Raw genomic sequence first — 25,250 nt, forward strand, 5'->3', positions numbered from 1 at the left:
AAACAATAATTACAATTACCAAGTTAGCTCGGACATGGACTCCTCATCAAAAATGATGGTTCACAAGAAGTGTCTACTGCGCCGGCTGCTGTGAATTTTTTTCATCCCCGCTGGCCGTCTTGTCTTCCTTGCTTTGCGGCTCTTCTGACTTGGCTGGCGGATGGATGATATCCTGCACATGCTGTTTCAGTTTTTCTTCATTGGATATGGTCAAGACTTGAGCACCGCCAGGTGTACGCTCTTCTTTTAACAAATTCATTGGCGGAACCTGTTCACTGCCATTCATGCTGCTTTGGTACCCGAGTCCACCCAGCTTCCACATGTCGGAAAGCGTAAGGTTGGTGTCTACATACGGGCTTACTTGTTCCAGAATGGAAGGCAGCTTGGCGATCGTTGTGGTAGACTGCATCTTGGCCGTTACAGCTTTCAACAGCTCACGCTGACGTTCAGAACGAGCGAAGTCAGACATCGCATCATGACGGAAACGAACGTACATCAAGGCGGTTTTGCCGTCGAGATGCTGGTATCCTTTTTTCAGATCAATATCATACTCGTTGTTGTCCGCTTTACTTGTATAATGCATGTCCTTCTCGACATCAAAGTCTACACCGCCAACGGCATCGACCAATTTGATGAATCCTTGGAAATCGGTATACACATAATATTGGACAGGGATACCGAGCAGGTCGCTCGCCGCCTCCATTGCAACGTTCGGGCCATGCGTAATCGCTGTGTTAATCCGGTCTTTACCGTATCCGTCGATATTCACGTAAGTGTCACGCAGAATGGAGAAAAGATTGATTTTTTTGGTCAACGGATCAAGAGATACCACCATCATGCTGTCGGAACGGGGCACTTCACCCTTTTTCAGACCGCGTGCATCGACACCCATCACCAGTATATTAACAGTTTCGGTGCCTTCCCATTTTGGCGGATCAGGTGTGTTCACTTTCTCCACATTTTCAATATTGGCAAATGGCGAGTCTTCGCCTTTTTTCTGCAAACCATCCAACTGATTAAGAATAGAACCGAAATAGTAGGACACAACACCACCGACAATTAACACGAAGGCGGCGAGAGAGATCCATATGGTCCTCTTCGTCTTTCTGGTCATGCTAGCGCTCCTTTGTATTTGAGATAAAAAATAAACGAATTCAGTACATGTAAAGTTGCGGATCATCAGAACATATGAAGCTGCGGTTCAGTCGAAGCTTTCCGTTCGCTTCCCCTCCGGACACAAGGCAGAGGAGGCCGCTTCGAACTTTTTTTATAGCTTGCTGAATTTTGACTGTTACTATTATAATTTCTTTTTGGGCTACAAGCAATTTCAACAAAATCCAAGTGAGGTATAATCATGCTGGCGATTGATGTCAAAGACTTGCGTAAGTCGTTTAACGTCCAGAAAAGCCGTGGCGGGCTAAAGGGCGCGTTTCAGGATCTGTTCAAACGTCAATACCAGGAAGTATTGGCTGTGAATGATATTTCATTTCAGATACCGCAAGGCGAAATATGCGGATATATTGGAGAGAACGGTGCCGGCAAATCAACAACGATCAAGATGTTGACCGGCATTTTGGTGCCTACATCCGGGCATATATCAGTAGGCGGATATGTTCCGTATCAGGAACGTGAGAAGTTTGTCAAAAATATTGGTGTGGTGTTTGGGCAGCGCAGCCAGCTATGGTGGGATATCGGTGTGATTGAATCCTTTCATCTGCTGCGCAAAGTGTACCGTGTCGGAGAGCAGGATTTTCGCAAACGTCTGGACGAGCTCGTCGAGCGTCTGCAATTGCAGGAGCTGCTGAATCGTCCGGTGCGGAAGCTCAGTCTTGGACAGCGCATGCGCTGTGAACTGGTGGCGGCCTTACTGCACAACCCAGGCATCGTGTTCCTGGACGAGCCGACCATTGGTCTGGATATCGTGGTCAAGTCCGAGATTCGTGAATTCCTAAAAGATATGAATGAGCAGCATGGCACAACGATCTTGCTCACTACACATGATCTGCAGGACATTGAAGCGCTATGCTCCAGGGTCATCATGCTGGATGCAGGCAGCATCATCTATGATGGGGGTCTGGATCATCTCAAATCCCAGTGGGGCACAGAGCGGGAGGTTCGCTTCAAATTTGGCACAGGCCACAGCATCACGCAGATGCAGGAATGGACGGCTGCAATGCCTGTTCGCTGGACCGTGGAGAATGAGTTGTCAGCTTCCGTGTGGATTCCGCTGGAACTGAACGTTTCGGATGTGCTGGGTCGTGTGGTAGGTCAGGCCGATATTACGGACATTCAGATTATTGAGACGAATACGGATGAGATTGTGCGCAGCATCTACCAGTCAGGTTCGGCAGAGCGCCCGGAGATTGTGTCGACAGATAAAGAAGCGGTAGGTGCTACCTAAGATGAACAGTGCATTTATCGATTTTATGCGCATTCGTTTTCTGACGATGCTTGCGTATCGGGTCAATTATTATTCCGGCATTTTGATATATACGCTGAATATTGGCGTGTATTACTTCACGTGGCAAGCTATTTATGGAAGCAGCGGGGAGATTGGCGGTTTTACCGCAGCACAGATGACAACGTATGTTGCTGTCTCGTGGATGGCGCGTGCGTTTTATTTTAACAACCTGGACCGGGAAATTGCAGCTGACATTCGGGATGGCTCCATAGCCATTCAGTTTATAAGGCCGATTAACTATGTGATGGTCAAAATGATGCAGGGGCTTGGGGAAGGCATCTTCCGATTCCTGCTGCTGATGATTCCAGGCATGCTCATTGCGATTCTGCTTTTTCCGGTGCAGCTTCCAACAGCGCCTTCGGCGTGGATTGGTTTCCTGGTCATGCTGTTTTTCAGTTTCCTTATTAATTCCCAGATTAATGTCATTACAGGACTGGCCGCGTTTTTCGTAGAAAATAACGAAGGCATGATGCGCATGAAACGTGTGGTAGTCGATCTGTTCTCGGGTCTCATTATTCCAATCAGTCTGTATCCGGGCTGGCTTGCAACCATTATGAAGGTGCTGCCGTTTCAGGCGATCACGTATCTGCCCGGCTCGGTTTTCACTGGCAGAGTGGAGGGTACGGGCATCTGGAATGTACTCGGCATTCAGGTGCTCTGGTTTGTCCTTTTGCTGCTGCCGATGGTGCTGATCTGGCGGCAGGCGCGCAAGCGTCTGTTCGTGCAAGGGGGTTAACGGAATGTACTATATAGGTCTGATCTGGGAATATTTGAAAAATTACATGAAGACACGTCTTACCTACCGCGCCGACTTCTGGGTAGAGATCATTTCGGATCTGCTGTTTCAGGCGACCAATCTGATCTTTATCTTTGTCGTTTTCCGTCATACGGACAACCTTGGCGGGTGGAGTGAGGCAGAAGTGTTGTTTGTTTACGGCTACTTTATGGTGCCATACGGCATCTTCAGCTGTTTTATCAATCTGTGGGGGTTCAGTGAGCGGTATATTGTCAAAGGGGAGATGGATCGCATTCTGACTCGTCCGGCACACAATCTGTTTCAGATTTTGCTGGAAAATGTGGACCCGCCCTCCCTCGTGGGCTCGTTCATCGGGCTGATCATTATGATCATCAGCGGTGCGGAGATGGGGCTGGTGCTTGAATGGTGGCATATTCCAGCATTAATCATTCTGGCGATCAGTTCAGTTTTGATCTATGCAGGTATCTACACCACATTGACATCGCTCTCCTTTTATTCGGATGCGCCGACAGGCATTTTACCGCTGATGTACAATATTCAAGGATACGGACGTTACCCTGTAACGATTTATAACCGGGCGATCCAGGTGCTCCTCACCTGGATTATCCCGTTTGCCTTTGTCGGCATCTATCCGGCGGCTCTGTTCCTGGATCGAACCGAGATGCATCGCATGGCACTGCTGACTCCAGTCATGGGGCTGGTGTTTGCAACGATTGGGCTTACCTTATGGAACTTCGGTGTGAAACGATATCGGGGAGCAGGCTCGTAACCACCAACAGGTAACGTTACGTGAATATCAGGGGTTTTCAGAGAATGAACTTGAAGGCTTCCAAAACGTTAATTCCGAAGATTTCATATCGAGAAATGTGAAGGAGGACATGAAAATGACTTTAACTGAAGGAGTACAAGTTCCGGATTTTGAACTGCCATCGAGCTCGGGTGAACGAGTGAAGCTGTCTGATTTTCGCGGCAAACGGGTACTGGTCTACTTTTATCCCAAAGATATGACCACGGCGTGCACACAGCAGGCCTGTGATTTCCGTGACCGGCATGAGGAATTTCAAGGACTGAACACGGTCATTCTGGGCATCAGCACCGATCCGATGAAACAGCATGACAAGTTTATTGCCAAGTATGGCTTGCCTTTCATCCTGTTGTCGGATGAGGAGCATGTGGTTGCCGAGCAGTTTGGAGCGTGGCAGCTGAAGAAGATGTATGGCAAGGAATATATGGGCATTGTGCGTTCAACCTTCCTGCTGGATGAAGAGGGCAAATTGATCAAGCAGTGGCCGAAGGTACGTGTGAAGGGACATATTGAAGAGGCGCTGGAGACAGTAAAGGCTTTATAGGGTCGTCTCGTTCTCATGCTAAACAGGCTGTATCTCGGATAGAAAGGATCCGGATGCAGCCTGTTTATTTTGCATCAGCGGATGGTCTGGTCCGCCGCTTCTTGAAGCTGTTTTTAACTCGATGGATCAGTATAAGCAACGATGGGATAATGATGCATGCCGTGAAATCCCAATCAAACCAGGCAATAGTAATGGTTATGGTGTAGAAAATAATGTTGGGAGCAAGGACAACAGACATGGCAAAGAGCAGCATCATGGATGGCAAAATGAGCGGTTTGTAGCTTTTTAATCGAAATAATTGAGCGGTACCTATTACAAATCCGAATGCATATATAATTGTTTTGAAGTACGTGGATATCAGCCACGTAATAGCTGTTAGAGCTTCGATACGTTGAAAAAAGTTCCCTACGTTGATTTTCTGGGCAAGAATATATGAAATATAAATATTGTGCTGTGTGAGCAGGGGACCTACCACAAGCAAGGCTATGAGCAGAAGCGATGTTAACAGAGCGCCTCCCAGCAGTACAGATAGCATCATATCCCGGCGTACATGGGAGTCATGCTTGACATAAGGAAGAATCATGGACAAAATGATGAGTTCTCCATAAGAAATTGTAGCACCGCGGAAGCTGCTGGAGACCATCGAGAAAAAGGGAGTATTTAAGAAGGGCTTCAACCGGGACAGCTCGGCTTGGGGCAGTAAAAAAATAAAGAGAATGAGCAGTCCGACTATAACAAAAGGAATCCAGATTTCCGCGCTTTTCCCGATAGACTCAAGTCCTTTGAGCATTCCCCAAGTGAGTGCTGCAACAAAAAGCAGAAGAATGGCACGAATAGGGGTGGATAGATAAATTTGAGTTGTCATGAAATCCCCGACTTCACGAATACAGATCGAAGTACCCATTAGAAAATAAAACAAATAGGCTACAGACAGGATGGACCCCATCCATACACCAAGTATTTTTGGACAGATTTCAATTAACGACAGGTTTGGATAGGTTTGATGAAGCTTATAGATCAACCATAATATGCATAATCCAATAGGCTGAGACAAGATGGAACAGATCCAGGCATCCTGATGGCTTGAGTATGTGATCATCGTGGGATAGATCAGAATCATGTCCCCAATCATAGACAAGAGTGCTAGGACTGCAAATTGTCGAATGGTTAGCTTCTCCTGAATCAGCATATCGAATGTACTCCTTTAAGGTCGAATTATTGCTTGCTCTGATTGAATTTGGATCTCATTCCATGCACGATGAGCAGCAGACCGGGTAACAGAATGCCAATGGTGGTATCCCAGTCGACCCAGTAGGGGACAACGGTAATTATGATAAAGGTTACACTTGAAGCCATAACGTTGGATAGGCCGAAGGCAAGCATCGATGAAGGCAAAATGAGAAAACGAAAATGGTTCAGCTTAAATAATTCCGCTATGCCCATCGTGAAAGCGTAAAGATAAATGGTAGCTTTGAAATAAGTGGAAATCAGCCAGGCTGATGCCATGAAGGCTTCAATTCTTTGGAAAAAATCGGCGATGTTGATCTTCTGACTGAGGGTAAAGGACGCATAAATGTTATGCTGCGTCAGGAATGCTCCCAGCACCAGTATAGAGATGGTCACCAGCATCGCAAGCATCAGATTGCCAAGACCAGCCGCAATGATTACGTCTCGATTCCGATGAGCCTCCCTGGATGTATAGGGAAGCAGCATCAGGATCGGAATAGTTTCGCCAACTGGATAGAGGATGCTTACAAGGATGCCCTGGGTCAGAGAAACAACACTCGTGTCTTGAAACGGTTTCAAATTGCTGGTATCCACCTTGGGCAGCAGACAGAAGGCTAGGATCAGAATGAACACTACGACAATTGGCAGTAGAAGTTCACTGGTTCGTCCTATAGTTTCAATTCCGTTATATAGACTCCAGCAGACAGCAGCTAGAAATAATAACAAGAGCACGCGGATCGGAGTATATGGAAATATTTGTGTAACCAGAAAATCGCCTACCTCCCGGGCATGGGTAGAAGCACCAATGAGAAAGAAATACAAGTAAAAGACAGCAACCAGCGTGCCTGGCCAGAACCCGAGGATGCTTCGAGCCATGGCGACCAGATTCTGATCCGGGTACGCTTTGCCCAATCGGAGGAACATAGCCATCAGCAGCATACTGATGGGAATGCCGATCAAGGCACAGATCCAGGCGTTCTGCTTGGCATATGATGTAATCACCGAAGGATAGATCAGCATCATATCGCCAACAACCATCATAAAGGTCAGGGTTGCCAGTGAGCGGATCCCCAGTCGTCCCTTCTCAAGCATCAATTTCCCTCCTTTAGCTAGGTCCCGGTAAGATAAGCCAGCAATTGATTCACGGGTTCATAGATCCAGATGATGATATAAAGCGGACTGGGGAATTCCCAGAGGTTCACCGCAATGACGCTGAATACGGTAGCTGTGAGCAGCATACCGCTGTATACTGCAGTTTCCTTCCATTGTTTGGCTCGAACAAGTTTGGGGAGGTCCAATATTCCAATCAGACAGCCTGCCAGGATAGCTGTAATGGTGAGTAACATGCGCTCATTCCTTTATATCTTTTTTGAAAGAGTTATCCAGTGTGCCCACACGTCTGATCTGGGCATTGGCCTCGTATACCACGTCAAGATCTTCAAAATACTTGTCCCAATCCTGTTCATGTTTTTTGAAGAATTTGGGGTCTGTCTGGTAGATTTCTTTTCCAAAACCGAAGATGTCTACATGGTACTTGCGGCGAACGGAATTAACCGATTTTTCCATAAGCTCCTTCAGCCGATCCTGGGTGGCTTTCTCCAATTCACGGATGGCTGTCATGGAGCCAATCTGCATCTTGCAGTCTACGGATGCGACAGAAGATACAACATTCACTTTTATTTTAACTTGCGGTTCTCCGTTTATAATTCTGGCCTTGCGTTTCGTTGAAGCTCGCAGGGTCTTTAACGTAACGGTGCCCTCGCCGTTTGGACAGTCCACAATACCCGTGGTTGATTTCACATTATCCCGAATGTAATTGTATCCCTTGGATTCGTCTTCATTGAGCCAGCCAATCAGCTTATCTCTTTTGAATACACTTAAGCCGGTTGTATTCAGTTTTGCAGCCGCACGTATAGTCGATATGTTCTCTATACTGCCTTTTTTGCTGTGATCTCCGATAATTTCGACACCAGTGATTACCGGATGAATACCAGGTGTCAGCATGTAGTCCATAAGCTGGTCCCCTGTTACTGTTGTTGTAGGTGCCCAGGTTTTGGCTGATACATCGAGAGAGCTGAATAATTTTTCAGCGGGAATATTATCCAGAGGCGTAAGCAGATCAAGCACTTCGGATGCCTTGGTGTCTCGTGCCACCATGACATAATAGTCTGGCCGAGCAGAGGGTTCTCTCATTAGTGCCTCTATCACGTCGTAGATTCCCTCTTTGCGAGCGTACTCTTCCCCGAATATAAGAACCCGTACATGAGCCATAAATATTCTCCGCGGGCTGGTTTCGGTAAGACTCTGTATCGCTTCAAACAGTGATTTTCCGGTCGCCTGATATTGGGTCACAGGCGTGCCTTTGCCGCCAGCAGATTTGGATGATATTTCATTGGGTACTACAACCTGGGCGCTGACCCGGATCTGATCCCCCTCTTTATCCACCCCAAGGCCAAGCATGATGCCAAGTTCATTCAGTTCATGGCGGTCCCAGCATCCTGTGAGTAAAGGAAGCAGCACGACAAAAGACAGCAATAAACATAAACTTCTCTTCATATGTCGATCTCCTGACTGAATTAGCGCTTGATTTTTCTGGACTTTTGTCTGGTCACATTGGGCGTTCCGGTCGACAATGGGCGTGTTTTCATCCGGGTCCAAGGTACGCGGAAGATGGTATCTTTCAGATCTTTCTGAATGTAAGGCGCGAACGGAGTCATATACGCAACTCCAAATGAGCGAAGATTGCACAGATGGGTTACCGTGATTAAAAGTACGATCAGAATACCGTAAAATCCGAAGGCTGCGGCCAAAATCATCAACACAAAGCGGAGAATCCGTACTGAAATCGAGAGGCCGTTCTCTGGAATAACGTAACTGGATATCGCAGTAATGGAGACGATAATAACCATGGCAGCAGATACAACACCGGCATCCACGGCTGCTTGACCAATAACCAGCGTACCCACGATGGATACAGCCTGACCAACCGTTTTAGGAATACGAATACCTGCTTCACGCAAAATTTCATATGTTAATTCCATCAGCAGGGCTTCGATAAATGCAGGAAAAGGGACTCCTTCCCTCTGAGCAGCAAGACTGATCAGCAGGTTGGTTGGCAGCATCTCCTGATGGAAGGTTGAAATTGCGATATAGAAGGACGGCGCAAGCATAGCAATGAAGAAGGACAAATAACGGATCATGCGAATCAGTGTACTGATATCTGCCCGTTGATAATAATCCTCGGGGGACTGGAAAAATTGCACGAACAGTGCAGGGACAAGCAGAACAAACGGGGTCCCATCCACAATAATAGCAACGCGTCCTTCCAACAGGGCAGCCGATACCGCATCCGGACGTTCACTGTTATACATGGTTGGAAAGATGGTTTTTGTCTTATCCTGCACAAGTTCCTCAATGTAGCCACTCTCAAGAATGCTATCAATATCGATCCCATCCAGTCTGCTGCGCAGCTCCTTGACGACGTCTTCGTTCACGATGTGCTCCAGGTACACCACAGCAACGCGAGTTTTGGTAACATGCCCAATCACGCGCTCCTCAATCCACAGTTGGGGGTCTCGTATACGTTTGCGTATCAAGGCAGTGTTGGTTCGTATATTTTCCGTGAAGCCTTCCATCGGTCCCCGCACGACAGTTTGGGAGACGGGCTCACCAACGGGCCGATCCTCCCAGCCGGAAGCCCCGATTTTCAGCCCGCGGGTTGATCCCTCCAGCAGAAGGATCACATCACCGGCCAGCATGGAATGTATAGCGTCATCCATATCTTCGACGTAAAGGACTTCACCAGCAGTAAGAACGTCGTTCTGCAGATAGGACAGATGTTCATCATCCGCCGAGAAGTCAGGCAAGCCCCGCTCTTGCATCAAGGTCTGCAGGATTGCGGTGTTCAGCACCTGGACATCGACAAGTCCGTCGACATACAGCAGAACCGAAGCCCACTTATGCAAGGTCTGCAGCGGACGAATCATCAGGTCGTTGCTGTTGCCCATCTTATTTTTGCAATACGCGATATTCTCATGCAGGTTGGGATGAATAGGCATTGTTTCTTGCTGCTTATGCTCTTCTGAGGCCATGTTATCCTCCCTCTGTCAACAATCCCTTTATTTGAAAGTAGTATGACCGGGAGTTTTTTAATTTATGAAAAAAAGATCATTTGCTTTTTATTTCAAAATGTTTTAGAAGCAAACGCAAAAAAAGCCGTGCAGGCACACGACTCTGGTAAAAGAGGCACAGACGACATTCAGTCTGCGTTTTGCTTTTGTCTTTGGCGAACGGGCACCGCTTTGCGAGTGCTGCTTCTAGTCAGGCTTCGACGATAACGATAGATCACGGCGATGATCAGCACTACACCAATGGCTGCAAGAATGACAGCAGTATACTGGTGAGCGAGCTGGAATATTGCACTCCAGCCAGGGCCGAACAGTTTGCCGATGCCAAGAAACAGCACCACCCAGAACAAGGCGCCAGAATAGGCATAGAGAGCAAACTTGCGAAACGGAATTGCAGCAATGCCAGAGAAGTATCCCGTGAAGTGGCGAACCCCGGGGATGAAGTATCCGATAAAAATCAATCCGTTGCCGTATTTGGCAAACCATTTCTGTGTTTTGTCCAGCTTGTCCGGCTTGAAGAAAAACCATTTGCCATATCGCATAATAAAGGGAAGCCCCGCTCGGGCTCCGATGAAATACGTAATCGTCATACCTATGGTCGTTCCAAGAAAGGCGAGTATAACCAGTGTGCCGAAGTCCAGCTGTCCTCTGTACGATAAATATCCTGCATATGCCATCGTCGTTTCTCCCGGGAAGGGGAGGGCGATAAACTCCAGCAGCAGACCAAAAAACATTACGCTATATCCGTAAGACCCGAACAACTGCTGGATCTTTTCAAGTAGTTCCACTAGGTTCACACTCCTGGCGTCCTCAAATACATCAGACAGGCACAATTCATTGCTTCGCGCCCGTATATGCTCGTTATTTTCTAATGCTACCGAAATGTTGAACAAGAATCAATTCCTGTATGCAGCAAGCAGCAACAAATATTGCAAAATTATCGTTCAATTGAGTCTTTTTTGCGCTCCGCCTCCATATAATTCTAACAAATCTGCTGAAGTCTATCAGCAAAATCACTAGAGTGCTGGAGGTTGGTTCATACATGGCGTACGGATCGCAATTGTGGATGGAACGGAACGGGCAGCTCAATCAACATGCTTCATATGTCTGTGAAAAAGTGCGTATGTGGCAGCGTCTGTCCATAGGCTGTTTACTCACTGTAATACTGTTGACAGGCATGCTTGGAGCTGGTGCATCATCTACCGCAGCGGCGGCAGAAAGCGATAAGAAAGACAAGGTAGTCTACCTGAGCTTTGACGATGGACCCGGAAAACATACGCCGGAGGTGCTGGATATTTTACGTGATGCCGGGGTGAAGGCTACCTTTTTTGTGTTGGGACAGCATGCGGAGCGGAAGCCTGAGATGATAAAACGAATTCACCGGGACGGACATGCTATCGGCAATCATACATATAACCATGAATATAGCGAGCTGTATCGGAATTTTCCATCGTTCTGGCAGCAGATCAAACGCACGGAGGATATCATTCACAGCATTATTGGCATTCGGCCTGCACTGGTCAGAGCACCTGGAGGAACCTATGGCCACTTTGACCATACTTATTTTGACCTGTTAAAAAGGGGAGGATACACTGTCATGGACTGGAACGTGGACAGCGGCGACTCCAAGCGGCGCAATGTGCCTGCTGCCGAAATTATCGCTCATGCTACAGCGGTCCTGGCAGGAACGTCCAATGCACTGGTTCTGATGCATGACGGAGGAGCACATGCCGAAACGGTGAAGGCGCTGCCTGATATTATTCATTATTACAAGCAGCAGGGGTATCACTTTGAAGTAATGCAGCCTTCGGATGAGCCTGTGCAATTCCAGGTCAAACCTGCGGCGAAATTTAAAAGCAGACCTTCTCCAGGTGCTGCCTGGATTGCCAAACATGTGGACGCAAACGCATCGCAGTGGGCTTCAGCCAAACCGCTGAAGATTGAGCTGGGATACATGACCGTTAAACTTCAGCCGGATGAATATCGCGTTAAAGACCAGAACGTACTAGTTCCTCTACGCAGTTATATGAACAAGCTGGGAGGAAGCATTAGTTGGGATCAGGCTGCAGGTACCGCTACCACCTGGTGGAAGGATCGAATTGTGCAGATCAATCCAGCCATGGGCACAATGACGTCCAAGCGATTGCATGAGCAGAGCGGGCACTCGGTACATGCCGTAATGGAGAGTAATGAAGGCACGATCTGGATAGCTGCGGGCGAATTGATGGAGCAGCTTGGAGCGAAGCAGTATATGGTGCAGTCCGGAGACAGCGAGTGGGTAATCACCGTGGACCCGCCCTGGACGTCTATGGATTACAGGCATTCCTTTTCATTTCTTTGAAAGAAACGATTAATCTTCTGACTATTCTCTCTACTTCCGGGCAACAATGAATCATAGATTACGATAATCAGGATTCAGTAGCAGGGAAGGAGAGTTCAGTCCAATGAGCAAAATTCGAATAGAGCATGAATATGCTGTTGAACTGTTGAACAGGCTTGGCAATCGCATTGCCGATGTCATCATCGGCAAGAAACAGGAAATTCAATATATAATCGCCGCGATGCTTAGCGAAGGGCATGTGCTGCTTGAGGATGTGCCGGGCACTGGCAAAACAATGCTGATCCGCACGGTGGCTTCTTCGTTAAACTGTGCGATGGGCCGCATCCAGTGCACGCCAGATGTGATGCCAGCCGATGTAACGGGAGTATCCATATATCATGTACAGGCAGGAGAGTTCAGATTCAGACCCGGGCCGCTAATGAACAATATTGTGCTCGCAGATGAGATCAACCGTGCTTCGCCGCGGACGCAGTCTTCTCTATTGGAAGCGATGGAGGAGCGCAGTGTGACTGTGGATGGTACGACCCATGCATTGCCCAGACCGTTTTTGCTGCTGGCAACGCAGAACCCGCTTCAATTCGAAGGCACATATCGTCTGCCTGAAGCGCAGTTGGACCGGTTTATGATGCGGATCACGCTGGGATATCCTGAGCCTGAGCAGGAAGTAGAGCTGCTGTCTCGAGTGCGGAGCCAGGAGATGCTGGAGAATATGCATCCGATTATGCTGGCCGAGGAAGTTGTGGCGATGCAGCGTGAAGTCAAACAGGTGCACGTGGATACAGTGATCAAGCAATATCTTGTAGGTGTAGCTGTAGCTACGCGAGGACATGATGCGGTACGGCTGGGTATCAGTCCAAGGGGAACGCTGGCATGGATGACAGCAGCGCAGGCATATGCCTATGCACAAGGGCGCAGCTACGTTGTACCGGATGATGTGCAATCCCTCGCTGTGCCAGTGCTATCTCACCGGATTCAGCTGAAATCGGTGAACAGAGCCGACAGCAGTGAGGTACAGGAGCAGGTCATTCGTGAAATATTATCTTCCGTGCCCGTGCCTGTGCAGATGAGCGGACACGGAAGGGGACGCAGGGCATGATCGGGGTTCGCGGGAGCTTCGTTCAATTGCTGGTCGCTGTTCTTCTAATCGGCGTGTATCTGTGGCATGGAGGAAAATCCGCTTTATTTCTGGCTACCATATCGGTTCTGGTTGTAACATACGGAATTGTTGTGCAGCTCTTCGGCCCTCGTCATGTTCATGTACAACGGCATAGACGTCCGGGGCATATTGTGGCAGGTGAGAGCCTGCGGGTGCAGGTGCATCTGGAATTTCGCTGTGTCCTTCCGCTGCTTTGGCTTGTCGTTTGTGACAATACACCCGCAGGAGTGCATCGCAAGCTGCTTTTTCCCGGCATGAAGAGACAATGGTCTTATCAATACGAGATCACGGGGCTTGCTAGAGGTGTGTATGTGTGGGAGGAAGGACGATTGTATTGGGGAGATGTTTTTGGATGGAGCAAGGCCTGGGCCCGTCTTGAAGGTGAAGAGCCACTTGTAGTAGTACCAGATGGGGGATATAGCGAGGTATCAATCCGGCCCGAGAGTTGGGGGAACCATGGGGAAGGTATGGCGGTGCAGCCACAGCTGCTGGGGCCGCCAGGTATAGAAATACGGGAATATCAGCAGGGAGATGCATTTAACCGGATTCATTGGAAGAGCACCGCCCGGACAGGAAGGCTGCACACGCTGATTCCCGAAATGTCGCAGCGCACTTCGCTGGCAATTATCGTATACGAGGAACGCTCAGGGTACGAGAAGAACGACTCGGAGGGTCAGGCGCATAAAGCATTTGAACAGGCAGTATTTGGCGCTGCCAGTTGGGTCAGAGAGGCGGCCAATGCTCAGATGCCTTGCCAGCTCTGGTTAAGTGGAGATGAGCTAAGCAGTAGAGCAGACCGAACTGTGGAATCGGGAGAGGTACCAAGGAAACAGGTCAGGACGAATCATAGCTCTGCTGCGGGTGAGGCGCGACGGGGATATGATGGCGCTGATGAAGGTGCGGCTGACGCATTACGGCGGCTGGCGTATGCCCGATTGTGTAAAGAGCAGCCTGAGGCAGTATCTACGCTGGATGTTAGCAGGCTGGAGCAGCTTTCGTACGGCTCAAGCATCGTTATTTTCACTGGACAGCTGGATGAAAGACTGGTTGGCTGGCTTGAACATGCTGCCGCGCTCGGTTTCCAGGTTAGCGTACATCTAACAGGCAGTCAGGCAGCGCAGCATCCTATCATTAATTACGGATCTTCAGAACGTGACGCGGGGAGATTGGATTATTCCTTGCAAACAGATCGAATGGAAGGGAAGCGGCCGGCAGAACAAGGGAAAACAAGAGAGCGACTCCGTACAGAAGCGGGTACAAAGGTAGGATATGCATCGTCGGTTGCTTCAGGTTCGTCCGCAAGAGCGCAGCAGCAAGTATGGACTGATCGTCTTGTATCCAAGGGTGTGCGTGTGATCTGTCAGGAAGCCATTGCGACAAACAGCACTTTGCTCGGCGGGAAGGCGGGGATCGTTGATGTGGGAGCATAGCAAGAGAATTGAAGCTGAGCCAGCATCTTTTGCCGAGCCGACGATCAAGAGCCACCGTATGGAGGTTATGTCGCCATTATCTTCATCCGTCCATGGAATTGCTCCTGCACTGTATCTGTGGCTGATTACAGCGGGGCTGCTCCTTTTATGCATGGAATGGATCTATCCCGTTACTTCTTCCGGTCAGACCGGCAGTGAGCGATTCGCTGCGGTAATGGCGGGTTATTCGGCAGTTCTGCTGTCCGTTGGCCTGTTCAGAACCGGCTGGGCTGTCAGTATGTTGATTCGCCTTCCAATCATCTATGCTGCGTTGTGTCTGATGTATGGAGCCAGTCATCCGATCGAGTGGGGCACAGCCTATCCTGGCATGCTTAATGCCGATCTTGGCGAATGGATTGACAAAGGCCGCTTTCGTGTCATGAGCCGTGAAACGAGAGGTTTGTTTATGCTGTGCGGCTGGAGTATGCTGCTTGCTTCGGTGCAGTACCTTGTTTTGCTCCGTCGCAGCATTTCATTATTTGGTACAGGCACATTAGTCTATCTTATTCTGCTGGAAAGTCTGGTCGGATATGATGCGTATGGCTCGGTGGTGCGTTCTGTATGCTGGCTCTTGTTCATTCAAGGTCTGCTGTATCTGTTGCGGCTTTCTGAAGGGACAGGTCATGAAGCGGCGGTGCGAGATGCAGCAGTAAGGGAAGCGCAGGATATACATGGGGCTGTTCATCGAAGAACACATCGGAAGATGGCGAGAAGTGAAAAGAACAATTCTCGTCCAATGCGAAGAAGGGTACGTATGGCTTGGATTGCTGTGTCATTAGGAGCCACTGCTTGTATGGTCCTGATATCCATGCTTCCGGCACGTATGAATGTTGTGTCGCCTGCGGGGCATATCTCTGTCATGGACACGGTCGAACGTTTGGCTAAATGGGCAGGATATACACCTTCGGGAAGTATACCTGCCTCCTTGAGTATGACGGGCTACAGCACGGTCGATGCACCGATGGGTGCTCCGCTGGTACAGGGGAATGAGCCGGTGTTTACCGCAAGCACCCCTGTACCTACGTATTGGCGCGGGGAAACTCGCTCGTATTACAACGGAAGTGCATGGAGTGATGTGGAGCAGCGATTCCACTATGCAGACTCCTCGGGAATGCTGCGTTCGGATGGATGGGAGGAGCACCCTTACTGGAAGCGGGTTCGTCAGATCATCACGATGGAAAGGGAATGGCGAGCACCTAATCCGCTGTTTGCGGGAGGTTTGCCAGTAAGCTTGTCTTTTCAAGATGGCAACGCGCTTAACGGCAAGAACGAGAAACGACTGCTGTCGAGTGAAGATACAGGTACCTTGTGGCTTGCGGGCAGTGGGGATCGGCAGGCGCGTGTACAGCACTACACCGTCGATGTGATGGTGCCGGATGTAACACCAGACGTGCTTCGGCAGAGCGCAGGTATGCACGGAATGAAGAATGCTGGTTCGGACAGGACGAAGAGTACTGGATTGAACGAGTTTCACGTTAGCGGGGATGAAAAGCACGTTGGCGTAAGCAGTAATAAGACTGTTGGTGCGAAAGAACAGCAGACTGCCAGTATGCATCAGGAGCAACGTATTGATTATGATGAGGCCAAACGTGTTGGTTCAGAGAAATGGAACGACAGTGGGGAAGAACAGCAGCATGCTGGTTTGAATGAGAACATGGGTATTGAACTTGCTGATACAAGCAGCGTGGGCTTGAATGAGAAGCAAAATAGGAATGATGATACAAAACGTGTTGGTTCAGAGAAATGGGATGGTAGTGGGGAAGAACAGCAGCATGCTGGTTTGAACGAGAAGATGGATATTGTACTCGCTGATACAAGCAGCACTGGCTCGGATAAGAAGAATGGTGGCTTAGGCGTACAGGAGGGAAGTGGAGGAAACAAAGGGAATTTGGTCGATCCGGCTTCCATCCGCAGAAAGGATTTGCAGCTGCCGGATACGCTTCCGCAGCGTGTTAAGGACCTGGCTGCCGAGATTATGGGTACGAGTGAAACGCGGTACGACGCTGTACAAGCTGTACGCAGCTATTTGCAAGCGAATGCCCGTTACTCGCTGGATACCCGGATGCCGCCGCGAGGCAGGGATTTTGTTGATGATTTTCTGTTTGTAACCCGGGCGGGATATTGTAACCATTTCTCTACCGCCATGGTTGTGCTGCTGCGTGCCGAAGGCATTCCGGCACGCTGGGTGAAAGGTTACGCCCCCGGACAAGCGGACCCGCAGGTCCCCGGGCGTGTCATTGTCACCCAGGCTGATGCGCATTCCTGGGTGGAGGTGTATTTTCCCGGCGTGGGCTGGATGCCTTTTGAGGCTACGCCGGGGTTTGATGCAGCGCAGGCAGGTGATGCCAGCGCTGCTGCTTCCGCCGGGCTGCAGCCCGGCGATGGGTCCCCGCTGCCAGATGCAGGCAGCGGAATGGACCGTGCGGGCGCGTGGCTGGCTGCGCGCGCACGGGGATTGGCCGCGGCGCCATGGCCTGCCGCGGCAATAGCCGCAGCGGCGATGCTGTGCGCCGCTGCATGGGCCAGCGCGAGGCGGCTTCGCCCTGCGCTGCGGCTCAGGCTGCTGCTGGCATGGCCGCGCAGCAGCTTCCCGGACCGCGAGCGGCTGCTGCAGGCTGCCGCTCCAGTCTGGCACGCGCTTGCGCGCCGATACGGCCCACGGCCGCCGGGCATGACGCTGCGGGAATACGCAGCGTCACCCGCCGTGGCCGCGGGCACGGACGGCGCGGACATCGCGCGCTTTGCAGCCGACTGGGAGCGGCTGCTGTATGGCCCTGACCGTCCGCTTCGCGCGGACAGTCTCGACTTCCTGCGCCGGGCGCTTCGCCTGACCCGGCGCAACCCCGGACGCCAGCGCTAATCCTTGTGCCAGCGTCCCGCAACAACCCGTTGCCAGCGTACAAATCAGCGCTGGCAGAGCAATGGGTCCCGCTTGCCCGAAGGGTGAGAAGGGACCCTTTTCAACATATAAAGCATGAAGTGCCATAGAGTCTCAACCCCCGCCCTAATACGATCAACGGCATACAAGGAATGCGCTCGTTAGTTGAATCTTTCCAATGTCTCCAGCCTCCGCGGCTTTTACAACATCTCACCGATACAGGCTGCCCCGACCCCGACCCCGACCCCGACCCCGACCCCAAACCCAAACCCGACCCCAAACCCAAACCCAAACCCAAACCCAAACCCAAACCCAAACCCAAACCCAAACCCAAACCACACCTTTCTAACATGTCTGATAGAGAAGGGGCCTCATACGTTTACAGCCTGCAGGGGAAGGATGGCACACAAAGTTGGAACATATGTTGAATTTTAACGAGTGGGTAGAGCTTGTGAAGGAAAGGTTCAAGAGTTTGGGCCTCATTACGGCTAACGATTCCTGGTGACGCTATTTAGCTCTTTTTGGACATGCTGCAGACGTAACGATTCCCAGAAACCTTATTTACTTGAAATGCCGTGTTTTTCGCCAAAAATGGAGAGTTTTCGTTTAAATAGCGTTTCTACGATTCGTTAGATTTTCAAACCCCGTCAAAAGGGCGAAATAAGGTTGTTTGGGATCGTTAGCGTGTTAAACGTTAGCGTGGTATAGATGGCAGCCTGGACTGGCGTCTTAAATACTTTCTCCGTTTCTTATGGTTTGGAACTAAAGCTCGTTACACTGCATGCGAGAGGAAGCACTCAGTGCATGTTTGCTACACCGGCGCAGTTCTCAGCAAATGATGCATGGCTTCATGACAAGGGAAGTGAACCACTAGTTACACAACTGCCTTGGAAGCAAAAGCAGCTTGCCTTGTTACTTTGCGAAGCTCCTTCGCATGATTTGTTTGTCACATCCATCCTGGAGGTTGTACGTATCACTTTGTTTTTGTGCATCCGACGGATGAGATCGGTTCTTTTATCGGATTATAAGAGGGATGTAAGGACGATATGTAACAGGGATATCGAGACGGATGTTCAAAGGGAATATCAAGATGAAAGTCAGAGAACAAATTGATTGGGATCAAAGGACATAAGAGACAGAGCAGATGTGCAGAGTCAATTGAACATATTTGCAGCTCATACACGGGGCTCGGGGATTATCAAGGCTTGTCGTCCCATGTCACATCTGCTCGTTCCTTGCCCGAAAAATGGAGTTTCGTCTTTCCTTGACGGTAGGTTTTGTCGTTGCGTATAATTAGTTTCATTAATTGAGGGAGGCACGGTAATGAATAAGCAGAATGAAATTGTGGTTGTCCTTGACTTCGGGGGCCAATACAACCAGTTAATCGCCAGAAGAATTCGGGATCTTGGCGTATACAGCGAGCTTTTGCCGTATAACACACCAGCGGAGAAAATTGCGGAACTTGCACCAAAAGGAATTGTATTCTCCGGCGGCCCATCCAGCGTATATGCTGAAAATGCACCACACGTTGATCCGGGTGTTTATGACCTGGGCTTGCCAATCTTCGGCATTTGTTATGGAATGCAGCTGATGGCTCAGCAGCTTGACGGTAAAGTAGAGCGCTCCGAGAAGCGTGAATATGGTAAAGCCGATCTGGCGTTTGCTGAAGGTGCAGCACTGGCTAAAGGCATTGAAGGCGAACATACGGTATGGATGAGTCATGGTGACCACGTTGTTACATTGCCTCCGGGCTTCAAACTGGATGCAGGCACGGAAAGTGCGCCAATCGCTGCAATGAGCAATGACGAGCGCAAATTGTATGCAGTTCAGTTCCACCCGGAAGTACGTCACTCTGTTCGTGGTAACGATATGATTCGTAACTTCCTGTTTGAAATCTGCGGTTGCGAAGGCAACTGGACGATGGAAACATTTATTGAAGATACGATTAAAGATATCCGTGAAAAAGTGGGCGACGGCAAAGTGCTGTGTGCACTCAGCGGCGGTGTGGATTCCTCCGTTGTTGCGGCATTGCTGCACAAAGCAATCGGGGATCAGCTGACATGTATGTTTATCGACCACGGTCTGCTGCGTAAAGGCGAAGCAGAGAGTGTTATGGAGACGTTTGTTGGCAAATTCGATATGAAGGTTGTTAAAATCGACGCGAAAGAACGCTTCATGTCCAAACTTGCTGGCGTGGATGATCCAGAGCAAAAACGTAAAATTATCGGTAACGAGTTTATTTACGTATTTGATGAAGAGTCCAAGCAGTTCGATGATTTCGAATTCCTGGCACAAGGTACGCTGTACACAGATATCGTAGAGAGTGGTACAGCTACAGCACAGACGATCAAATCCCACCATAACGTGGGCGGTCTGCCAGAAGACATGAACTTCAAGCTGATCGAACCGTTGAACACATTGTTCAAGGACGAAGTGCGTAAAGTAGGTACGGAATGCGGCCTGCCGGATGAAATCGTACACCGTCAGCCTTTCCCTGGTCCGGGTCTCGCGATTCGTGTACTTGGCGAAGTAACGGAAGAGAAGCTGAAAATCGTTCGTGATTCCGACTACATCCTGCGTGAAGAAATCGCCAAAGCCGGTCTGGACCGCGAAATTTGGCAATACTTCACCGCCCTGCCTAACATGAAGAGTGTTGGCGTAATGGGTGACGCGCGTACGTATTCCTACACTGTAGGTATTCGCGCCGTGACTTCCATTGATGGTATGACGGCCGACTGGGCACGTATCCCTTGGGATGTATTGGAGAAAATTTCCGTACGTATCGTTAACGAAGTAGACAACGTAAACCGTATCGTCTATGACGTAACCTCCAAACCACCAGCAACGATCGAGTGGGAATAGGTTTATTACAAGACGTTAAAACTTAATATTATTAAATGCCGAAGGTCTTGGTAATCCAAGATTTTCGGCATTTTTATGTTTACAGCACGTAGATACTTCACAAAATGCAGGGCCAAAAAACTCCCTCTCGTCTGCATCACAGATGCAAATCGAAGGGAGCTTACATAGATATCTTTTATTTAAAATCTGTTATTCTACAGTTTACTTCTTTGGATTGTACTCGATATATAATGTTTTATTCTTATTATCCCACTTGACTATTTTTGCACCTAGTAATGAAGGAAGGTCTTTGGCTTCAACATAAGCTGTGCCTGCAAAATTTCTGGATTGTGTAATCGGGCTCCCAAAGAGAACAGGCAATTTTTTAACAGGGTCATATCCTATAAAAACATGGAATGCTTCACTCACAGAACGAATTGGAATATATACTGTTCCATTGTAGAGAAGGCCGGTGTGCGTTAATTTGTCATTAATGATAATTTTGATTTTTTCCGGTTTGACATCTGATCTAATAATTGAAGCATAGGGACCATGTTCCTCGTTTAATTTGGCTGCAGTGGCGGCGGTCACCACTTTAACTTCATGTTCACCAGTGACAGAACCATAAGTGACTTTTAAGCTCGCTGTACCGAGGCCGACAGCTTGAACATTGCCGGTTCCATGTGGTTTTAACACAGCGGGATTACTTGACTCCCATGCTGCGAGATCTGTTATGTAGGCTACATCTCCATTCTCAAAATAAGCCAGAGCATTCAATTCTTGTCCCGCATTAACGGAGAAGATGAACGGCAAGAAGTTTGGTCGCGAGATTCCCTCTACAATAAAGATTTCTTTTGGTATAGCAACCGACACATCTGCGGCCACAGTTTTATAATCTGTAACTGCATTCCCCTCAAGATCAGTCAATACCGTTCTATCCGTAAGAACTTGAATAGAAGATTGGGTATTCAAACTGCTTTCCTTGGTCATAAGCGTGAAGGATACAAATGGATCGCCTGTTGCCGAATCCAGAAAATGACCATCATTGGCTGTAATTGAAAGTACAACCTCCCTTCTTCCATCATTTGGGACAAGATCCTCGGGATAGGGATTTTGAATGGTATAGTCTTTGCTGTCATACTGACGAGTTGGAATGTAAAAAGTATCGTCTCTCCATATGTATTTTTTCAATTTTTCATCAAAACGGAGTAATCCGTCTTCTTCATCTTCTTCCTTTAGTGTAAACATGTTTTCATCATAGCTCAAAACGATAGTTGCCGATTTAACTTTAGGAGTATCCAGGCTGTTAGAGATTGCAACATCTACCCACTCGACATCACCAGGAACTAAGGTAGTATTGCCTGTCAGGGTTACGGATAATCCTTTTGATTCAGCAGCGGATGTAACGTTCGCTATGCCTCCCATTGCAAGGATGAATCCAAGAACCCCCAAGATTATCTTTTTTGAAAAAAACATTTCATAACCTCCAGTATAAGTGATTTCTCCCTTAATATATCGGAATGAGATGAGATAAAATGAAGCGCAGCGTAGGACTGAACGGTGTCTAAGCATTGATTTATTATTAAAAAAGTTACCAGACTTTATTTAGATTATATTCTCTTTCGTATTAGTAAACTGAGTGAGGTTGTACAATTCTATTGTATTTTATGGTTTATTAATGCTTATTTCATCTTTTTTTCAGAACAAGCAGCTAACATAACGATATATGATAATACATGAAGGAGAGTACTTTCGAACAAATTGCTATAACTGAAGGGAGATTGTACGTATGCGGAAAAACGATTATATGAGCAAATGGAAAATGGGCATTGGAAGTGCATTTCTAATCGTAATGCTGTCTGGATGCGGTTCGGGATTGCAGGACCTGGCTTCAGGAGCAGAGGATGTCTCATTAGTAAGCGCGGATGCTGCGGACGTTTCTTCCAATCGGAGCAGTACGCAAGCGCTGCCTTCAAATGCGAATTTGGAAATGGATCGGGAACAACTACAAGTACAAGCATGAGAACAGATCAAGAACAGTTTTGATCTCAGGACATGAAGTAAACATATAGCTGTTCGAGTTAGACCGATGTGTTCCTTCCTGGATGAAGGTGCAAACTAGAATGGGCCCTAACACACTCGAACAGGCCGTGAAACATGTCGCATGGGATTTGAAATACCTAAGAGTGTTTCGTTGCGGCAACTAATGATAAGTATATTTTTCTAATAAATAAAAATAAATCACTGGCTGCCTCCATCGTGTTTTAAACATGATGAACAGGTGGCTTTTTTATTTTTTCTCAAGTAATACTTGCTTTGAAAATATGAACATATCTGATTTTGAAATCGTTATCAATTGCATATTTATCTGGGCGGTAAATCGCTGAAATGGTTTGATTTGTTAAATAATACGAACGTTGTTTGGAGGTTTGGAATATAACATTCGTTTTTATCGTTGACAAAATAGAAGCCCACTCCTAAAATGGTGATGGGAAACAAACAAATAGCGCATACTAATTCGTATAATCCTGGGGATATGGCCCGGGAGTCTCTACGAGATCACCCTAATGATCTGGCTACGAAGAGGAGCAGGCTAAGCAAATGAATTCTACATGACTGCGGTGGAACATCACCCGCGCACATTAGAATTTTTTTGTTCTTGGTTCACAGGCAATGTGCCTGCTTCTGGTCAAGCTGAACTCTGGGGAAAATACTTCTCAGGGTCATTTGTCGTTTTTCAATATAGCTTCAACATCTCTAAGGAGGAGTTAGTGAATTATGGATCGTTTCTTTAAACTCAAAGAAAACGGAACAAATGTTAGAACGGAGATTGTTGCGGGTCTGACCACCTTTATGACAATGGCTTACATTCTTTTTGTAAACACATTGTTCCTGGGTTCAGCTGGAGCGGGTATGTCCGACAATGCCGTATTCTTTGCAACAGCCGTTGGTGCCGGATTAATGACTATTATTATGGGGTTGTTCGTAAACGTTCCGATCGCACTCGCTCCGGGAATGGGATTGAATGCATACTTTATGACCGTGGTTCTGAGTTCTAATGGTGCGATTAGCTGGCAGGCGGCACTCGGTGCTGTATTCCTTTCCGGTATCGTATTTATTATTCTGACAGTAACTCGAGTTCGTCAAATGCTGCTCGTTGCAGTTCCGCAATCCATTAAAATGGCGATAACCGTAGGTATCGGTCTGTTTATTACCATCATCGGCTTCAAGCTCGCCAATTTGGTGGCGGTAACGGTGAATGTGGCACCTGATGCGGATTTGAGCCAACCGATACCAGGCAGCAGCTTCAATCTGTCCCTCGGCAACTTTGTAACACATCATGACGCACTACTGGCTTTGATTGGTTTGCTTCTGATCGCGATCCTTATGGTTATGCGTGTAAAAGGAGCTTTGTTGATCGGAATCGTAGCCACAACACTGATCGGTATTCCGATGGGGGTAACGAATCTGAGCGGCCTGTCCAGCGCAAGCTGGCTGCCTAACTTCAGTGACCTGGCTGTTGGACAGCTTGATCTGAAAGGCGCCATCAGCCTTGGATTGTTCGAAATTATTTTCATTTTTACATTCGTTGAGTTGTTTGATACGTTCGGTACGATGGTTGGTACGGCGACACGTATGGGCATCATGAAGGATAAAGCAAAAGGTGAGAAAACAATTGGTAAAGCCATGCTCGTCGATGCAGTCGGCGTCAGCGCAGGTGCGGCACTGGGTACGAGTACCATCACGGCTTATGTTGAAAGTGCTTCTGGTGTAGAAGCAGGCGGACGTACAGGCTTGACCTCGGTAACAACAGGTCTGCTGTTCATTCTGGCTTTGTTTATTGCACCGCTCGCACTGGTTGTTCCTTCTGCTGCAACAGCACCGGCATTGATCATTGTGGGTGTGCTTATGATGAGTCAGGTTCGCAGCATTGAGTGGGATGATTTTCTTCAAGCTTTCCCTGCATTTCTTACAATTGTACTAATGCCATTTACAGGCGGGATTGCAAACGGGATTTCCGCAGGTATCGTATCCTACGTCATTCTGGCTGTGTTCAGCAACCTCGTTACTGAGCGCAAAGTAAAAATACACTGGCTGATGTGGGTACTGGCCATTATTGTCGTTTGCCGTTACGTATTTATTGGCGGAGAGTAAGTGGCGACATAACTTGGATTGACTGATCGCATTAATAATACGAGCGGAGCTTCGATACGATATCGAGGTTCCGCTTTTTTTGTTTCTTCTATATAAAGTGTTCCTGTGCGCAAAAAAAATAAAAAGCTACAATCCAGATACATCGTTTCATCTATATGTGGGTATACATTGAGGAGATAGGAAAGAACTAAGCTTATAGGGCGAGCAGCACAACAGATATTGAAGAGATAACTCCAGTAGCAGTTGAACAATAAAGATACACAGTTTGAAAACAACGTTTTGTGCGATATAGGTTTTAAGGTGACTCATCACGTTGTGCTGCAGTTAATAGACTAACGTATTGCATGGGTTCTTTTGATCTAGATCGCTTTTAATATTATTTTAAAAATAAGCTTGCATTCTAAATCTGTACATGGTATATTCTAATTCCGGCCAAGAAAACACGGTTTACACGGTGCGGCAAGCAACTTACAAAAATGCTTCGAAAGA

At 48.1% G+C, this 25,250-nt stretch carries 19 protein-coding genes and 1 riboswitch; of the genes, 11 read left to right on the forward strand and 8 right to left on the reverse strand.

Annotated features, from left to right (window positions below; translation table 11 throughout):
- Window positions 1-73 precede the first annotated feature (73 nt).
- Complete coding sequence (locus tag ACQSGY_RS28395; protein WP_427181891.1) at window positions 74-1,114, reverse strand: LCP family protein; 1,041 nt, start codon at window positions 1,112-1,114, stop codon at window positions 74-76.
- 240 nt (window positions 1,115-1,354) lie between these two features.
- Here ACQSGY_RS28395 and ACQSGY_RS28400 point away from each other — a divergent pair, with 240 nt between their 5' ends.
- The 4 genes from ACQSGY_RS28400 (at window position 1,355) to bcp (ending at window position 4,567) form a co-directional block, all read left to right on the forward strand.
- Window positions 1,355-2,401, forward strand: a complete 1,047-nt coding sequence (locus tag ACQSGY_RS28400; RefSeq protein ID WP_427181892.1) for an ABC transporter ATP-binding protein — start codon at window positions 1,355-1,357, stop codon at window positions 2,399-2,401.
- Between the two features lies 1 nt (window position 2,402).
- Window positions 2,403-3,197 carry an ABC transporter permease gene (locus tag ACQSGY_RS28405; protein WP_289375807.1) on the forward strand — a complete coding sequence of 265 codons (795 nt, stop codon included), beginning with the start codon at window positions 2,403-2,405 and terminating at the stop codon, window positions 3,195-3,197.
- Window positions 3,198-3,201: 4 nt separating this feature from the next.
- Entirely contained in the window at window positions 3,202-3,987 is a 786-nt protein-coding gene (locus tag ACQSGY_RS28410; protein WP_427181894.1) for an ABC transporter permease, read from the forward strand.
- 109 nt (window positions 3,988-4,096) lie between these two features.
- A complete protein-coding gene (gene bcp / locus ACQSGY_RS28415) occupies window positions 4,097-4,567 on the forward strand; it encodes a thioredoxin-dependent thiol peroxidase (RefSeq protein ID WP_427181896.1) in 471 nt (156 codons plus the stop codon).
- 64 nt (window positions 4,568-4,631) lie between these two features.
- Here the strand turns inward: bcp and ACQSGY_RS28420 are convergent, their stop codons facing one another.
- From ACQSGY_RS28420 to ACQSGY_RS28445, 6 genes are all read right to left on the reverse strand, one after another.
- Entirely contained in the window at window positions 4,632-5,756 is a 1,125-nt protein-coding gene (locus ACQSGY_RS28420; RefSeq protein WP_427181897.1) for a GerAB/ArcD/ProY family transporter, read from the reverse strand.
- 26 nt (window positions 5,757-5,782) lie between these two features.
- Entirely contained in the window at window positions 5,783-6,886 is a 1,104-nt protein-coding gene (locus tag ACQSGY_RS28425; protein WP_427181899.1) for a GerAB/ArcD/ProY family transporter, read from the reverse strand.
- Window positions 6,887-6,903: 17 nt separating this feature from the next.
- Window positions 6,904-7,140, reverse strand: coding sequence for a hypothetical protein (locus tag ACQSGY_RS28430; RefSeq protein WP_216519951.1), 237 nt, complete (start codon window positions 7,138-7,140; stop codon window positions 6,904-6,906).
- 4 nt (window positions 7,141-7,144) lie between these two features.
- Window positions 7,145-8,350 carry a Ger(x)C family spore germination protein gene (locus ACQSGY_RS28435; protein WP_427181901.1) on the reverse strand — a complete coding sequence of 402 codons (1,206 nt, stop codon included), beginning with the start codon at window positions 8,348-8,350 and terminating at the stop codon, window positions 7,145-7,147.
- Window positions 8,351-8,370: 20 nt separating this feature from the next.
- Complete coding sequence (locus ACQSGY_RS28440) at window positions 8,371-9,885, reverse strand: spore germination protein (protein ID WP_427181903.1); 1,515 nt, start codon at window positions 9,883-9,885, stop codon at window positions 8,371-8,373.
- Between the two features lie 167 nt (window positions 9,886-10,052).
- Window positions 10,053-10,655, reverse strand: coding sequence for a DedA family protein (locus ACQSGY_RS28445; RefSeq protein ID WP_253299488.1), 603 nt, complete (start codon window positions 10,653-10,655; stop codon window positions 10,053-10,055).
- A gap of 308 nt (window positions 10,656-10,963) precedes the next feature.
- On the opposite strand from ACQSGY_RS28445, the gene ACQSGY_RS28450 reads away from it, so the two are divergent.
- From ACQSGY_RS28450 to guaA, 5 genes are all read left to right on the forward strand, one after another.
- Window positions 10,964-12,262, forward strand: a complete 1,299-nt coding sequence (locus ACQSGY_RS28450; RefSeq protein WP_427181905.1) for a polysaccharide deacetylase family protein — start codon at window positions 10,964-10,966, stop codon at window positions 12,260-12,262.
- A 103-nt stretch (window positions 12,263-12,365) separates the two neighbouring features.
- The gene (locus tag ACQSGY_RS28455; RefSeq protein ID WP_427181906.1) at window positions 12,366-13,358 is read left to right on the forward strand and encodes an AAA family ATPase; all 993 of its coding nucleotides are present in this window, start codon (window positions 12,366-12,368) and stop codon (window positions 13,356-13,358) included.
- The gene (locus ACQSGY_RS28460; RefSeq protein WP_427181908.1) at window positions 13,355-14,848 is read left to right on the forward strand and encodes a DUF58 domain-containing protein; all 1,494 of its coding nucleotides are present in this window, start codon (window positions 13,355-13,357) and stop codon (window positions 14,846-14,848) included. The genes ACQSGY_RS28455 and ACQSGY_RS28460 overlap by 4 nt, the downstream gene beginning before the upstream one ends.
- Complete coding sequence (locus tag ACQSGY_RS28465; protein ID WP_427181920.1) at window positions 14,835-17,747, forward strand: transglutaminase TgpA family protein; 2,913 nt, start codon at window positions 14,835-14,837, stop codon at window positions 17,745-17,747. Before ACQSGY_RS28460 ends, ACQSGY_RS28465 begins: the two co-directional genes overlap by 14 nt.
- A gap of 1,341 nt (window positions 17,748-19,088) precedes the next feature.
- A complete protein-coding gene (gene guaA, locus ACQSGY_RS28470) occupies window positions 19,089-20,627 on the forward strand; it encodes a glutamine-hydrolyzing GMP synthase (RefSeq protein ID WP_427181910.1) in 1,539 nt (512 codons plus the stop codon).
- A 201-nt stretch (window positions 20,628-20,828) separates the two neighbouring features.
- Here guaA and ACQSGY_RS28475 read toward each other — a convergent pair whose 3' ends face one another.
- Window positions 20,829-22,082 carry a hypothetical protein gene (locus tag ACQSGY_RS28475; RefSeq protein WP_427181911.1) on the reverse strand — a complete coding sequence of 418 codons (1,254 nt, stop codon included), beginning with the start codon at window positions 22,080-22,082 and terminating at the stop codon, window positions 20,829-20,831.
- A gap of 313 nt (window positions 22,083-22,395) precedes the next feature.
- On the opposite strand from ACQSGY_RS28475, the gene ACQSGY_RS28480 reads away from it, so the two are divergent.
- Together ACQSGY_RS28480 and ACQSGY_RS28485 are read left to right on the forward strand one after the other, a co-directional pair.
- Window positions 22,396-22,629 carry a hypothetical protein gene (locus ACQSGY_RS28480; protein ID WP_427181913.1) on the forward strand — a complete coding sequence of 78 codons (234 nt, stop codon included), beginning with the start codon at window positions 22,396-22,398 and terminating at the stop codon, window positions 22,627-22,629.
- A gap of 475 nt (window positions 22,630-23,104) precedes the next feature.
- Window positions 23,105-23,205, forward strand: a riboswitch (purine riboswitch).
- 179 nt (window positions 23,206-23,384) lie between these two features.
- A complete protein-coding gene (locus ACQSGY_RS28485; RefSeq protein WP_184191018.1) occupies window positions 23,385-24,761 on the forward strand; it encodes an NCS2 family permease in 1,377 nt (458 codons plus the stop codon).
- The last annotated feature ends 489 nt before the right edge of the window (window positions 24,762-25,250 follow it).

Origin of the sequence: Paenibacillus sp. TC-CSREp1, assembly GCF_050171015.1 — a bacterium.
Lineage (GTDB): Bacteria > Bacillota > Bacilli > Paenibacillales > Paenibacillaceae > Paenibacillus > Paenibacillus silvae.

What these genes read in the sequence shown, in the direction of transcription:
- ACQSGY_RS28455 (WP_427181906.1), top strand. Translation starts at nt 12,366, where the DNA reads ATGAGCAAAATTCGAATAGAGCATGAATATGCTGTTGAACTGTTGAAC.
- ACQSGY_RS28450 (WP_427181905.1), top strand. Translation starts at nt 10,964, where the DNA reads ATGGCGTACGGATCGCAATTGTGGATGGAACGGAACGGGCAGCTCAAT.
- ACQSGY_RS28435 (WP_427181901.1), bottom strand. Translation starts at nt 8,350, where the DNA reads ATGAAGAGAAGTTTATGTTTATTGCTGTCTTTTGTCGTGCTGCTTCCT.
- ACQSGY_RS28425 (WP_427181899.1), bottom strand. Translation starts at nt 6,886, where the DNA reads ATGCTTGAGAAGGGACGACTGGGGATCCGCTCACTGGCAACCCTGACC.
- ACQSGY_RS28410 (WP_427181894.1), top strand. Translation starts at nt 3,202, where the DNA reads ATGTACTATATAGGTCTGATCTGGGAATATTTGAAAAATTACATGAAG.
- ACQSGY_RS28475 (WP_427181911.1), bottom strand. Translation starts at nt 22,082, where the DNA reads ATGTTTTTTTCAAAAAAGATAATCTTGGGGGTTCTTGGATTCATCCTT.
- ACQSGY_RS28460 (WP_427181908.1), top strand. Translation starts at nt 13,355, where the DNA reads ATGATCGGGGTTCGCGGGAGCTTCGTTCAATTGCTGGTCGCTGTTCTT.
- guaA (WP_427181910.1), top strand. Translation starts at nt 19,089, where the DNA reads ATGAATAAGCAGAATGAAATTGTGGTTGTCCTTGACTTCGGGGGCCAA.
- ACQSGY_RS28465 (WP_427181920.1), top strand. Translation starts at nt 14,835, where the DNA reads ATGTGGGAGCATAGCAAGAGAATTGAAGCTGAGCCAGCATCTTTTGCC.
- ACQSGY_RS28395 (WP_427181891.1), bottom strand. Translation starts at nt 1,114, where the DNA reads ATGACCAGAAAGACGAAGAGGACCATATGGATCTCTCTCGCCGCCTTC.
- ACQSGY_RS28405 (WP_289375807.1), top strand. Translation starts at nt 2,403, where the DNA reads ATGAACAGTGCATTTATCGATTTTATGCGCATTCGTTTTCTGACGATG.
- ACQSGY_RS28420 (WP_427181897.1), bottom strand. Translation starts at nt 5,756, where the DNA reads ATGCTGATTCAGGAGAAGCTAACCATTCGACAATTTGCAGTCCTAGCA.
- ACQSGY_RS28445 (WP_253299488.1), bottom strand. Translation starts at nt 10,655, where the DNA reads ATGTTTTTTGGTCTGCTGCTGGAGTTTATCGCCCTCCCCTTCCCGGGA.
- bcp (WP_427181896.1), top strand. Translation starts at nt 4,097, where the DNA reads ATGAAAATGACTTTAACTGAAGGAGTACAAGTTCCGGATTTTGAACTG.
- ACQSGY_RS28485 (WP_184191018.1), top strand. Translation starts at nt 23,385, where the DNA reads ATGGATCGTTTCTTTAAACTCAAAGAAAACGGAACAAATGTTAGAACG.
- ACQSGY_RS28430 (WP_216519951.1), bottom strand. Translation starts at nt 7,140, where the DNA reads ATGTTACTCACCATTACAGCTATCCTGGCAGGCTGTCTGATTGGAATA.
- ACQSGY_RS28440 (WP_427181903.1), bottom strand. Translation starts at nt 9,885, where the DNA reads ATGGCCTCAGAAGAGCATAAGCAGCAAGAAACAATGCCTATTCATCCC.
- ACQSGY_RS28480 (WP_427181913.1), top strand. Translation starts at nt 22,396, where the DNA reads ATGCGGAAAAACGATTATATGAGCAAATGGAAAATGGGCATTGGAAGT.
- ACQSGY_RS28400 (WP_427181892.1), top strand. Translation starts at nt 1,355, where the DNA reads ATGCTGGCGATTGATGTCAAAGACTTGCGTAAGTCGTTTAACGTCCAG.